General features: G+C 62.8%; 11 protein-coding genes. 2 read left to right on the top strand and 9 right to left on the bottom strand.

The genetic code is table 11. The features are described 5' to 3' along the window. Positions 1-175: 175 nt before the first annotated feature. The 5 genes from AC0L2U_RS08230 to AC0L2U_RS08210 all read right to left on the bottom strand — a co-directional run bounded on the left by AC0L2U_RS08230 (position 176) and on the right by AC0L2U_RS08210 (position 5,263). A complete protein-coding gene (locus AC0L2U_RS08230; RefSeq protein WP_127269746.1) occupies positions 176-1,072 on the bottom strand; it encodes a UTP--glucose-1-phosphate uridylyltransferase in 897 nt (298 codons plus the stop codon). 74 nt (positions 1,073-1,146) lie between these two features. Further along, the gene (locus AC0L2U_RS08225) at positions 1,147-2,115 is read right to left on the bottom strand and encodes a glycosyltransferase family 2 protein (RefSeq protein WP_127808139.1); all 969 of its coding nucleotides are present in this window, start codon (positions 2,113-2,115) and stop codon (positions 1,147-1,149) included. Further along, positions 2,105-3,055: a glycosyltransferase family 2 protein gene (locus tag AC0L2U_RS08220; protein WP_127321007.1), complete on the bottom strand. Its 951-nt coding sequence runs from the start codon at positions 3,053-3,055 to the stop codon at positions 2,105-2,107. The genes AC0L2U_RS08225 and AC0L2U_RS08220 overlap by 11 nt, the downstream gene beginning before the upstream one ends. Next, entirely contained in the window at positions 3,055-4,050 is a 996-nt protein-coding gene (locus AC0L2U_RS08215; RefSeq protein WP_473601724.1) for a glycosyltransferase family 2 protein, read from the bottom strand. The genes AC0L2U_RS08220 and AC0L2U_RS08215 overlap by 1 nt, the downstream gene beginning before the upstream one ends. A 40-nt stretch (positions 4,051-4,090) precedes the next feature. Next, positions 4,091-5,263 carry a glycosyltransferase gene (locus AC0L2U_RS08210; protein WP_473601723.1) on the bottom strand — a complete coding sequence of 391 codons (1,173 nt, stop codon included), beginning with the start codon at positions 5,261-5,263 and terminating at the stop codon, positions 4,091-4,093. 188 nt (positions 5,264-5,451) lie between these two features. Between AC0L2U_RS08210 and AC0L2U_RS08205 the strand changes: the two genes are divergently transcribed. Beyond that, on the top strand, positions 5,452-6,948 hold the full coding sequence (locus tag AC0L2U_RS08205; RefSeq protein ID WP_127380405.1) for a lipopolysaccharide biosynthesis protein: 1,497 nt from the start codon (positions 5,452-5,454) through the stop codon (positions 6,946-6,948). 52 nt (positions 6,949-7,000) lie between these two features. After that, on the top strand, positions 7,001-8,023 hold the full coding sequence (locus AC0L2U_RS08200; protein WP_127396117.1) for a phosphoribosyltransferase family protein: 1,023 nt from the start codon (positions 7,001-7,003) through the stop codon (positions 8,021-8,023). A gap of 18 nt (positions 8,024-8,041) precedes the next feature. On the opposite strand, the gene AC0L2U_RS08195 is transcribed toward AC0L2U_RS08200, so the two are convergent. From AC0L2U_RS08195 to AC0L2U_RS08180, 4 genes are all read right to left on the bottom strand, one after another. Then, positions 8,042-9,121 (bottom strand): glycosyltransferase, encoded by a 1,080-nt coding sequence (locus AC0L2U_RS08195; RefSeq protein ID WP_127267654.1) that lies wholly within the window; start codon positions 9,119-9,121, stop codon positions 8,042-8,044. A 74-nt stretch (positions 9,122-9,195) separates the two neighbouring features. Beyond that, on the bottom strand, positions 9,196-9,645 hold the full coding sequence (locus AC0L2U_RS08190; protein WP_127267655.1) for a hypothetical protein: 450 nt from the start codon (positions 9,643-9,645) through the stop codon (positions 9,196-9,198). 13 nt (positions 9,646-9,658) lie between these two features. Continuing rightward, positions 9,659-11,101, bottom strand: coding sequence for a GMC oxidoreductase (locus AC0L2U_RS08185; protein ID WP_127808143.1), 1,443 nt, complete (start codon positions 11,099-11,101; stop codon positions 9,659-9,661). A 92-nt stretch (positions 11,102-11,193) separates the two neighbouring features. Then, positions 11,194-12,525, bottom strand: a complete 1,332-nt coding sequence (locus AC0L2U_RS08180) for a UDP-glucose dehydrogenase family protein (protein ID WP_127808144.1) — start codon at positions 12,523-12,525, stop codon at positions 11,194-11,196. Positions 12,526-12,561: the final 36 nt, after the last annotated feature.

The raw sequence follows: 12,561 nt of genomic DNA, 5'->3' as shown, positions 1-12,561 counted from the left end.
TTTCAACATGATCTTTTCCGGAAACCGGGACCCACTTTCCGGGATCATGCCTTGGCTTGCAGGCGCCTCGAAGATCGGGAGCATCGCCAGAAGCGAAGCAAGCGTCGTGCCAGACGGCGAGAACCTGCCGGCCCCTCTTCGCCGGCCATCTGACCATGCTCCCGAAAGATGGGCATTATGCGGCTTCTTCCTGGCGTTCATGCGACCGGACGAACTCCTGAAGCATCTCGAAAACCGGACCCTTCATGTCGTCGCGCGCCAGCGCGAAGGCGATGTTGGCCTGGATGAACCCTTCCTTGGAACCGCAGTCGAACATGCGACCCTTAAAAGGCTGGGCGAAGAACGACTGATCCTTCGACAGACGAACCATGGCGTCCGTCAATTGAATCTCGTTGCCGGCGCCGCGCTGCTGATTGCCCAGAAGCGCGAAAATCTCGGGCTGCAGGATGTAGCGGCCATTGATGTAGAAATTCGACGGCGCATTGGCCGGCGCCGGCTTCTCGACCATGGCCGTCACCTCGAAACCGCCACCGATCTCGGCGCCACGGCCAACGATGCCGTATTTGTTGGTCTCGCTCGGTTCGCAACGCTCGACGGCGATCACGTTGCCGCCCGTGCGCTCATAAAGCTCGACGGTTTCGGCGAGGCATCCGCGCCCGCCGAAGGACACCATGTCCGGCAGCAGCAAGGCGAAGGGCTCATTGCCGATAACCTCGCGCGCGCACCAGACGGCATGGCCGAGGCCTTGCGGCGATTGCTGGCGGATGAAGCTGGTGGCACCGGCCACAGGCAGCATGCTTTCGAGCGCCTCCAACTGGGTCTTCTTGCCGGTCTGCTCCAGGGTGCCGATCAATTCCGGATGCAGGTCGAAATAGTCCTCGATCACCGCCTTGTTGCGGCCGGTCACGAAGACGATGTGCTCGATGCCCGCCTCGAAGGCCTCGTCCACCGCATATTGCACGACAGGCCTGTCGACCACGGGAAGCATTTCCTTTGGCATCGACTTGGTCGCCGGCAGGAATCTTGTTCCAAGCCCCGCCACCGGTATCACGGCCTTCCTGATTTTCTTCATCGCAAATTCCTTCTGAGGAGATCGACTTCAGTCCATTCACAGGCCACGAAAAATCCCTCCATGTGCCTGCATCTTCACCTCCCCGCCCCAACGGCAAATTGTGCCGCCATTCTTCGCAACCGCACGGCGATCGGCATGCCCATATGCCTGACCGCCGCCGGGTCGCTGAGCGCTGTCCGGATCGCCTTGAGTGGGGACCGCGCCTTGATGTGCTGTACCAGTGACAGAAACGATGCCGCCTTGCGCAGGCTGCGGCCGCGCCGGGCGAACGCGGCCTGCGCGGCCTCATCCATCCGATGGGTTTGAGCGAACACGGCATCCGCCCTGCGCATCGCTTCGACGTGGTGAAGCTCGAGCACGCGCGAGATGGAGCCGCTGCGGATATGATAGGCATAGCCGATATCGGGCTCGACGACGCATTTTCCGCCCCTGGCCAAGGCGCCGGCAAACAGGATGTAGTCTTCGCCGATCCTCAGCTTTTCGTCGTAGCGAAGCCGGTTTTCGTTCAGGAACGCGCGCTGGAAGATCGGCTTGAGGTAGCCGAGGTTGAACTTGGATTCGAAGACGACGTTGCCGGCGATGTAGGTGGCCAGCGAAATCTCGCGCAAGCCTTCCAGATACTGCCGCGGAAACATCGCGTCCTCGATGACGCCATCCTCGCGAACGACCTGCAGATTGTCGACGGCGATCTGGGCATCCGCGCTTTCGGCACGAGCGATCATGGCCGCGAGCCGGCCGGGAAGGACCGCGTCGTCGGAATCGAGAACCGCGATCCATCTGCCGCGGGCGGCGTCGAGGCCGGCATTCCTGGCGCCGCCAGGGCCGCGGTTGCTGGCCAGGGCGACGACACGGACGATATCCCCGGGGTAGGCCCGCGCCACGTCGAGCGTCGCATCGCGCGACTTGTCGTCGACGACGATGATTTCGACGCTGACACCCTTCTGGGCGATGGCGCTGGCAATCGCCCGATCAAGGGTCGCCTCGGCGTTGTAGGCGGCAATAACGAAGGAAACATCCGGGACAGAGCTGACGTCAGGCTGCACGTTTGCCTCCCTCCTGTGGCGACGGCTGGCCATAGAGGCGAATTTCGCGGATGCCGACGAGGCCGCTGACGACACCAACATGCATAATGCCGCGCAGCACGCTGCGGTTCCTGCGGACTGGACTGACGACGACCGGAAGTGCCGAGGCGAAGCAATAGATGGCCTTTGCCGAGGCCAGGCCGACCTGCTTGACCAGGCCTATGCCGCTGGCGCTGCTGCCCAGGAGATGGCCATGCGTCTGGCCGACGCGAAAGCGGCGGCGGCCGAGCCATTCGAATGCCGCCCTTGAGCGCGGCACCACTTCGTCGACCCACGCCTCGGGCGCGAAGGCGATGCGGCCGCCGGCCTTGTGCATCTGGTCGAAGAATTCGGTGTCCTCGCCGCCGGTCTGGCCACGCGCCAGGCTGAAGCGGCGGCCGCGCAGGCTGTCCGAGCCCATCCGCAGCAGAACATTGCAGGTGTAGCCGGTGCGGATCTCGCCGCGCACCCAGACGGGCAAGGTCGAATGGAAATCGCCGCGCCGCATCCAGTCCGGCGCATCCGGGCGATAGCGCGCCCTGACCGGGCCGAGCACGACGGCGACACCGCTTTGCTGCGCCATCGCGACCAATTCGGCGAGCCATTGAGGCGTGGCCGTTTCGTCGTCATCAATGAAGGCGACGAAATCCGCTGTGCTCGCATCGAGGCAGGCATTGCGGGCGATCGAGATGTTGCGCGCCGGGGCATGCCGATAGTGGATCGGTACCGTCAATTCCCGCGACAGCGCCGCCACCAGGTCACGGGCCGTCGGGGTGTCGTCATTGTCGGCGACGATAATGCGGATATCGAATCCCGCCGGCATCTCCATCGCGTCGAGCGAGCGCAGCGTGTCAGCCAGCTCCGGCCGGCGGAACGTGCAGACGCCGATGTCGATGCTGCGGTTCTTTGCCGACACCGCCATCAGGCCACTCCGCGTCGCGAGCCGAGGCCGAGAAGCTGCAGCCAGAAGCCAACCGACCAGCCAAGATGCATGACCATGGCCGAGACACCGGCCAGCGCAACGTCAGCCTTGCGCTGGCGGATAGCCGTCACCAGCCCGTAGCCCAGGCACACCGACACCCACAGCAACAAAGGCACTGCCGCAATCCAATGCACGAAGGAGAAGGCCGCAAGAAGAACCACCGGGAAGACCGCCAGCGGCACCATCTGCCGGATCTTTGGGATGACGCGGTGCTTCAGCACATTCTTGGCACGCCCGCGACCGTAGCCGAGATACTGGAAATAGAGGCCTGAGAGCGAGGCGCGCGGATAATAGACCATCTGCGTCTTGCCACTCATCCAGATCTTGTAGCCCGCCTTGCGCAGGCGATAATCGAGCTCGGCGTCCTCGTTATGGCTGAACGCTTCGTCGTAGCCGCCGACGGCGCCGAATGCCGATATCCGCATCAGTGCATGATGGCCGTGATCGATCCACTGTCCCTGCGAAAGATGCCGATGCTTCGAGCCGCCGGTGCCGAGCTTGGAGTTCTGCGCCGCGGCGGCCGCCTTCTGCACGGCACCGCTGCCGCTGGTCAGCATCGAAACGACAACCGAATCCGCTGATGTAGCCAGAGCTTCCTCGACCAGCCGGTCGCAATAATCGTCGGGATAACCGCCATGCGCATCGATGCGGATGAGATAGTCGGCACCATCGCCGAAGGTACCGACGGCGAGATTGATCGCCGCGCTCTGGATGCGCCGCTTGTTGTGGAGCAGGATAACCCGCGGGTCCTTGGCAATCACATCCTCGACGATGGAAAGCGTGCCGTCGGTGCTGCCGCCGTCGGCGACGATGATCCGGGCGCCAAGCCGGGCGGCCGCGGGCCGCAATTGATCGAGCAGCGCACCGATATGGGCGGCTTCATTCAGGCATGGAATGACGATCAGGCTGGATGAGGGTTTGTCCGTCTGCGTCATCAACCTCTGTCCATCTTGCCTCTGTCCATCCTTGGCCATCCTATGCCAATGCCTCGGCGGCAAAGGAGCCGGGCACGGCCGTCAGGCTGCGCAGCCGCTCGACAAGCGCCCGGCAATCGCTGCGATCGTAGCTCCAGGTCCTCGGATTGCGGGCCAGAACGCGCTCCTTCAGCCTGGCGAAGCGGTGCTCTTCCACCTTGCCGAGCACGGCTTCGAGCGCTTCGGGCGACGCCTGCGGCAACAGCACGCCGATATCCTGCTGTTTGAGGAACCGCCCGGTCTCGGTGTTGCCCATCGAGATCGGCACCGCTCCGAAACGGCAGCCTTCATAGAGCCGGTTGGGCAGAAGCCATTCGGAGTTCTGCCCCGCCTCGAAGAAATCGATCGCCCACGAAAAATGGACATCGTTGTAGATCGCCGCCATGTCTTCCGGATTGCGGTAGGCCCCGAGAAACGACAGCCACGGCTCGGCTTCGACAAAGCCGTGAAAGTCAGGGAATTCCGACAAAGCCGGACGTCCGCGCAGCACGATCTCGAAGCGGCCCTCCATGCGGCGGGAGAAATCGGCCAGCAGCTCGAGCGAGCGTCGGCAGCGCAGCGCACCGAACCAGCCGATCCGCCATGGCGGACCGACCGGGCTCTCTTCAGTCTCCGGAGCGCCGGGCAAGATCGTCGCGGCCTCGAAATATTTGTTTTCGACCAGCTCGATGGGTGCCGCAACCTGGCCGAACGGCTTGAAATAATTGGCGATAAAGGCAGGAGAACTGGTCACCAGCAGCTTCACATCCCTGGCCAGAAAGCGCTCGGTGGCGCGCAGCGCCTTGCCCAGGACATCGTTGCGCAGCACAAGCCGATGAATGTCGAGGCACTCGTATACGATCGGAACCGATGCACCGAAGGCTGACCTGGCGCGGCGGGCAAGCGCCAGCATTTCCAGGTTGCGCGCGATGATGAGATCCGGTTTTGGCATACCGCCAAGCTTCGAGCCTATCGAAACGGCTGCTTTGGCGACGGCCGCGAGGCGTTGGCCGAATCGCCCGTCACGCGTCGCGCCGAGGTCGATCGGCCGCAGTCCCTCGATATCCGCAATCGGATTCGCGGTGCGACGGAAGCCGGCCAAAGTGACCTGGGCCCCACCTGCCCTGAGCATCGTGATCCGCCGGCGCACCGCCGGGTCGGAAACGTCGTGCACAAGGTACAAGACATGCAGCATAAAAACTCGACCGCTGTTGGCCCACCCGAGGGAATGCTAGTACAGGTCTTGCTGCATCGCAACATTTTTGGTGCGGCGGCCCACGTTTTCTGTTGCACTGCAAAATTATTGCCGTAGTTTGTGGTCGGCGGCGGTCGTGGATTTTCGGGCTCGGAAATCCACGTAAAAAAAAATCAGGAATCCTGAATTTGGAAGCCAATGCATTCGATCCGCCAGAAGGCTCCTTGCGCAAATCGGTTGGGCGCGGCGCGGTTGTCACGGCCATGGCGCAGTCGGTGCGGGTCGCGACACAGATCCTGTCCGTTATCGTCTTGTCGCGGTTGTTGTCGCCACAGGATTTCGGCGTCGTGGCGATGTGCGCGCCGGTGCTTGCCTTTATCGCCCTGTTCCAGGATTTCGGCCTGACCCAGGCGACGATCCAGAAGTCGGGCATCCGGCATGAGGAGGTGAACTACCTCTTCTGGATCAATGTCGCGGTCAGCGCGATCCTGGCTTGCGTGCTTGCGGGTGCGGCGCCGCTGGTTGCCGCCTTCTACGGCGAGCCGCGCGTGACGGGTCTGGTGGCTGCGTTCGGGCTGCAGATCATGGCCTATGGGCTGGGCGCCCAGCATCTGGCGCTCTTGACACGCCGCATGCAGTTCGGCCGGCTGGCCGTCATCGACGTCGCCAGCGCCATTGCCGGGCTTGCGGTGTCGATCGCCTGGACCTTTATCGATCGCTCCTATTGGGCCCTGTTTGCCGGCACGCTGACCGGTGCCGTGCTGCCGACGCTCTGCTATTGGGCGAGCTCGCGCTGGCGCCCGGGCCTGCCGCGCAAGGTCGCCGGCATCGGCGAGCTGATCAATTTCGGCGCCGGCATCACCGGCTTCAACTTCGCCAATTTCTTTGCCCGCAACCTCGACAATGTGCTGATCGGCAAATATTGGGGCGAGGCGCAACTCGGCCTCTATGACCGCGCCTACAAGCTGCTTCTGTTTCCGCTGAGCCAGATCACCAACCCGCTGTCGAAGGTGATGGTTCCGGCGCTTTCGAGGCTGAAGGATGAGCCGGATCGCTACCGCAGCGCCTACCTGCGCGTCATGCCGCTGATCCTGCTGGTGGCGCTTCCCGGCGTCGCCTTCGCCACGGCGATGTCGGATGTGCTGATCCCCTTCGTGCTCGGCGAGCAATGGCGCGCAAGCGCCTCGATTTTCCTGGCGCTGGGCTTTGCCGGGCTGCTGCAGCCGCTCAACAATCCGGCGGGGTGGCTTTTCGTCAGCCAGGGCCGCTCCGGCGATTTCATGCGCTGGGGCGTCATAACGGCCGTGACGTCGGTGCTGGCCTTCATGCTCGGCCTGCCCTATGGCGCGCTGGGCGTGGCGATCGCCTATGCGATCAGCGAATATCTGCGGACGCCGTTCCTGTGGCTCTATGTCGGCAAGAGCGGGCCGCTTCAGGCGCACCATGTACTTCGCGCGGCAACGCCGTTCGTGCTTGGCGCCCATCTGGCACTGGCCGGCATCTGGTTCATCAAGCCAGCGCTGCCGCAGCAGCATGTCGTCGCCCTGGCCAGCGGCGCCGTGCTCGCCTACCTCATCACCATCGTCATCGCACTGGCATTCGCCTCCGGCCGCGAAGCCTTGCGCGAGGCCCTCAAGATGCTGCCGGCAAGGCTGCCTGCGGCGGCGGCGCGCGAAGCGCAATAATTTGGGCGTCTTCGACTGCTACCGACATCTCCTCCAGGACCAGGTCTGAACCATGCACTACCGATCGATCTCCGATATGAACGACGCCATCGTCAGGGGCCTGCACCGGCTGCCGCGCGACATCGACCTGGTGGTCGGTGTGCCGAGAAGCGGCGTTTTGGCAGCGACGCTGGTCAGCCTTGCCGCGAACATCCCGATGACCGATCTCGACAGCTTCCTGGAAGGGCGTATCTATACGTCTGGCGTCACCAAGCGCCGTGCCGCTCTCGACCGCAAGGTTTCCGAGATGCGCAAGGTGCTGGTGATCGACGACAGCGTCGCCGGCGGCAACGCCATGCGTGACGCACGCGCCCGCATCCAGGCTGCGGGCATCAAGGCGGAGTTCACCTTTGCCGCCGTGTTCGGCCTTGAGCCCCAGCACCAGGAAACCGACCTTGTCTTCGAAGTCGTGCCGCATCCGCGCATGTTCCAGTGGAACTTCATGCATCATAAATTCCTGGCGCAATGCTGCGTCGACATTGACGGCGTGCTGTGCCTCGATCCGACAGAGGCGGAAAACGACGACGGCCCGGCCTATGAACAATTCCTCAGCGAAGCGCGGCCGCTCCATGTCGCGACCCACAGGATCGGCTGGCTGGTCACCAGCCGGCTGGAGAAATACCGCGCGCTCACCGAGGCATGGCTCGCCAAGCATGAGATCAAATACGACCAGTTGATCATGCTCGATCTGCCGAGCAAGGCGGAACGGCAACGGCTCGGCGCGCATGGCAGTTTCAAGGCCGATTTCTACCGCAAATCCGATGCCATCCTGTTCATCGAGAGCGAGCACGAACAGGCGCTGAGGATCACCGAACTGTCAGGCAAGCCGGTGCTGTGCGTCGAAACGCATATGGTCAGCTTTCCCAACACGCTGTCGCTGCCGGCACTTGGCCAGGCGGCCAGAAACCTGCCGGCAAGGCTGCGGCAGATCAAGTCGCAAGAGGGCCGCAAAAGCGCCGCCAAGACCATTGCCCGCGCGCTGCTTGGCGCCCGCGGCTACGAGACGCTGAAAAGCCGGGTCAAACGCCCGGCCTGACCTGCTCAGGCGGCGCCGTCAGGCCGCCTGCCGCGCGCGTTGCTGCATGGCCCTGTCCAGTATCGAGAAGAAGGTGATGAACTGGCGATCGGGATCGAGTTCCGGGCGCCCGGCGAAGCTGCGGGCGAGGCTGGAAAGCCGGTCATATTCCTGATTGTCGTTCCACAGCCGCCTGACGGCCGCGACCCAGTCGGCCAGCGGTGCATCATAATCCAGCACCACGCCACCGGAGCCAATCGCTTCGGGCAGACCGCCGCGCCGCGAGCCGACAACGGGGATTCCGCTGCAATGGGCCTCCGACGCGACGCGGCCCCAGGCCTCTTCCCACTTGCTGGGAGCAAGCAGGATCTTCGTGCGGCCGTAGACCGTCTTCATGTCGCTGGTGCGGCTCTCCAGGACGACATTGCCCAAGGGAGCGATCGTCTGCTCGATCCGCGCCCGGTGATCGTCGTCGAGCTTCCAGCTTTCGACGAACAGGAATGGAATTTCGCGGCAGGCGCCGGCGATCCGCACCGCGAGCTCGAACCCCTTTTCCTCATAAGGGTTGATCAGCGTGACGAACTGGCCCGTCGTCGGCGTCGAGTAGTGCGCCGGGTTGATGGTTGGCGGGATCACCACCGCCTCGATGCCGAACTCCTGTCTGTAAGTACGTGCGGTGAAGTCAGAATTGGCGATGTAAAGCGCGGAATGCAATTCGCGCAGATCGCCGCCCAGTTCATGGAACTCGACATTGCGGAGATAGACGACCAGAGGCACGCCCTCCGCCTGCAGCGCCTTGCCGATCGGAACCGATTTGTGACACTGGACCACGGCGACATCGGGCTTCAGCCTGTCGACGGCATAGCCCGCTGCTTCCCAGGGAAACCAGGCCCGCACCACCGGATAGCCGGGATAGCTGTCGACAACCGCCGGCTGCCGCAGCAGCTTCATCTTGGCGCGCGCCTTGAAGCCGAAGACACCATCACCGAACAGGGCGGCGAGCACAGCGGCTTCATGACCGTGCTCGATCAGCTGTTCGGCCAGATGATGCGTGCTCGACTGAACGCCGCCGCTGAACTCGGGCGGGTAGCCGTTGCCGCCTGCAAAGAGAACTTTCATGATCGGGCTCCTTGTCGCATCTCGTATTCCTTGCTCGGAGACAACAGGCAAAGTCCGCCGCCTCGCTTTCGACGTCAGGCAAGTTTCGGCGGCTCCAGATTGGCGAAGGGATTGGTACACGATTGCCAGCCGGTAAATCGGATCGGGTCGTTGGGCGAACTGCGCCAGGCATAGTCCGTCAGCATATGGAATTCGGCGACCACCCAGCGGTCGAAATGCACTAGATCTTCCCGCTTTCGCTCGGGCAGCAGGCGGCGTGCTGCGCCCAATTTGAGTTCCTCCACCAGCGTGACGGCGTCGCTTAGTTTTTCGCTTGGAAAGTTCCACGGATTCCTGTTGCGGAACGCCAGCACGAACTGCTGCAGATGCTCGATGCGGATGTTCAACTTGCCAAGGTATTTTTCCAGCGTGACGCGCACCAGATCCTCGTCCGAGAACGAGGAAACGGCGGCGTAGGCGACCCCTGTCGAAACCACTCCGCCAGCCATGACGGCCAGGGCCGAGCGTCTGGAAATCTCGATCATGCGATACCTCCTTTCACGCGATCCGGCTCGCCGCCCGCAAGGACAGCGCTGCCGCGGTCAGGCTCGGGTTGGCGCAGGAGCAGCTCGGATAGGTGCTGGTGCCGACGACGACCAGATTTCTGAGCTGGTGGTGGATCATGCCGCTGTCGATGACCGAATCGGCTGGGCCCGTACCCATCCTCAGCGTGCCCTGGACGTGCGATTCGCTCGGCCGAATGCCGCGGTCGAAGAGCTTTTCGACCGGCAGCGGCGCCAGAAGGCCAGGCAATTTCTCCAGAGCGCGCGCCATGCCCTTCACCGCATAGTCCGATGGCGCCTTGAAGCTGACGAAGGCATTCTCATCCTCGTCAAGCGTGACGAAGTTCTCGGGATCGAGCAAGTCCTCGGTGACCACGACAAGCGGCAGCGCCTGGCGTAGCCGCCCTTTTTCGGCACGCAGTCCGTGCTGCCAGCGGTTCTCGAAATAGACCAGTGCCGCCGCATGCTCCGATCGGTGAGGACCATCATAGAGGCCGAAATTCAGGCCGGTGGTGATGGTGCTGCCATCGAAATTGTCGACGCCGTCCAGATAGACCTCGAAATTCCAGCCGTAGGATTCATGCAGGCCGCTGCCGACGAATTCGCCGCCCAGGCCGGATCGCAGCATGATCGCCGCGCTCTGGATGGCATTGGCGCCGAGAATGAAGAGATCGCCGCTGACCTGGTATTCCTTGCCGTCATGGCGGAACGTGACCGAACGGACAGCGCCGCCGACGTGATCGAGCCGGCGGACTTCCGCACCGAGGCAGACCGAGACGTCGGGATGCTCGAAGACGTGCATCAACCCGTTGTTGACGGTGAATTTGGCGTCGACCGGGCACAGCCAGCAACGCAGATTGGCACAGCACGAGGTGCGTTGTGATGTCGGCAGCCGCGCCCGCGCGGTTGGCATGACAAAGTGCTGGCCGGGCTGCGCCGCCTTCATCACCCTGTCCGGTGTCGACATGCGATGCGGCGGTTGCGGAAACGGCTTCGAGCGGGGCAGCATCGCCGCCATGTCGGGATCGCCGGAGATCGACATGATGTCTTCCGCGTCGCAATAGAACGGCTCGACGTCGTCATAGCTGATCGGCCAGTCATTGCCGATACCGTAGGTGCTTTTCAGCCGGAAATCATTGGGATGAAATCTTGGCGTCTGCGCGAACCAGCAGTTCGTCCCGCCACCCAGTCCGATCGTGTAGTTCCACGGCTTGTTGGAATTGGTCTTGTAGGTCGTTTCGTCTTCGATGTCGGTGTTGACGTTCTGCTCGAGCTGCCATTCATGGGTGTTGTGGCGCCCCCACTCCAGCACCAGAATGCGTGCCTTTCGGCGCTTGGCGAACTCGTGCAGGAAGAAGGCCGAACCGAAGCCGGAACCGATCGCTACGAGATCGAAATGATCCTTGGTGATTTGCTCCGGCTTTACGTCCAGCACCATCGGCTACAACTCCACACAGAAATACGCTCTCAGTCCCAGCGCCCGCAGGCCATGTGCGGACCGGTATTGCATCCGTCTGCCAGGGCCTAGTCTCATGCCGCCATTCTGCCGATCGAGTGATATTCGATGCCGTGGCGGGCGATGACCTTGGGGTCATAGAGGTTGCGGCCGTCGAAGATGACCGGCGTAATCAGCGCATCCTTTACCGCGTCGAAGGACGGCGCGCGAAAGCTCTTCCATTCCGTGGCGATCAGCAGCGCATCGGCACCGCGCAGCGCTGCCTCCTTAGTGCCGCACAGAAGCAGGTCGTCGCGCAACCCGTAGATGGCCTGGCATTCCTGCATCGCCTCGGGATCATAGGCCTGCACATTGGCGCCGGCCTTCCAGAGCGCTTCCATCAGGACGCGCGCCGGCGCCTCACGCATGTCGTCGGTGTTGGGCTTGAAGGCCAGGCCCCAGAGCGCAAAGGTCTTGCCTTTGAGGTTGCCCTTGAAATAGCGGTCCACCTTGTCGAAGAGAACCGATTTCTGTGCGTTGTTGCGCTCCTCGACGGCGCGCAGCAGCTTGGCGTCGAATTTGACGCCTTCGGCGGTCTTGATCAGCGCCCGCACGTCCTTGGGGAAGCACGAACCGCCATAACCCAGACCCGGATAGATGAAATGGTAGCCGATGCGGGGATCGCTGCCGATGCCCTTGCGGACCTCCTCGATGTCGGCGCCGAGCTGTTCGGCCAAATTGGCCATCTCGTTCATGAAGCTGATCTTGGTCGCCAGCATACAGTTGGCGGCATATTTGGTGAATTCGGCGCTTCGCACGTCCATCACGATCATCTTCTCGTGGTTGCGGTTGAACGGCGCGTAGAGTTCGCGCATCACAGCCTCGGTGTCCTCGCTGTCGGTGCCGACGATGATGCGGTCCGGCTTCATGCAATCGGCGACCGCGGACCCCTCCTTGAGGAACTCGGGATTCGAAGCGACATCGAAAGCCAGGTCCTCGCGGCCTCTTTTCTTCAACGTGTCGGCAATCCTGGCCTTCACCTTTTCGCAGGTGCCGACCGGCACCGTAGACTTGCCGACGACGATCTTGGGTTTATCCATTTCGCGGCCGATGGTCTCAGCGACGGCCAGCACATATTTGAGATCGGCCGAGCCGTCCTCGCCCGGCGGCGTGCCGACCGCGATCATCTGGATCTCGCCATGCCTGACAGCGGCGGCGGCATCGGTGGTGAACTTGATGCGGCCGGCGGCATGGTTTTCCTTAACGAGGTTTTCCAAACCGGGTTCGAAAATGGGAACCAGGCCCTGGTTGAGCCGCTCGACCTTGGCGCCGTCGATGTCGACGCACACCACCTGGTGCCCGACTTCGGCAAGGACCGCAGCCTGCACGAGGCCGACATAGCCAATTCCAAACACCGTCAAATTCATTCGGTTTCATTCCCATGCAAGGCAGCGGACCGTTTT

This window comes from Mesorhizobium sp. WSM4808, assembly GCF_055811675.1.
This window is presented reverse-complemented; position numbering and strand designations above follow the sequence as displayed.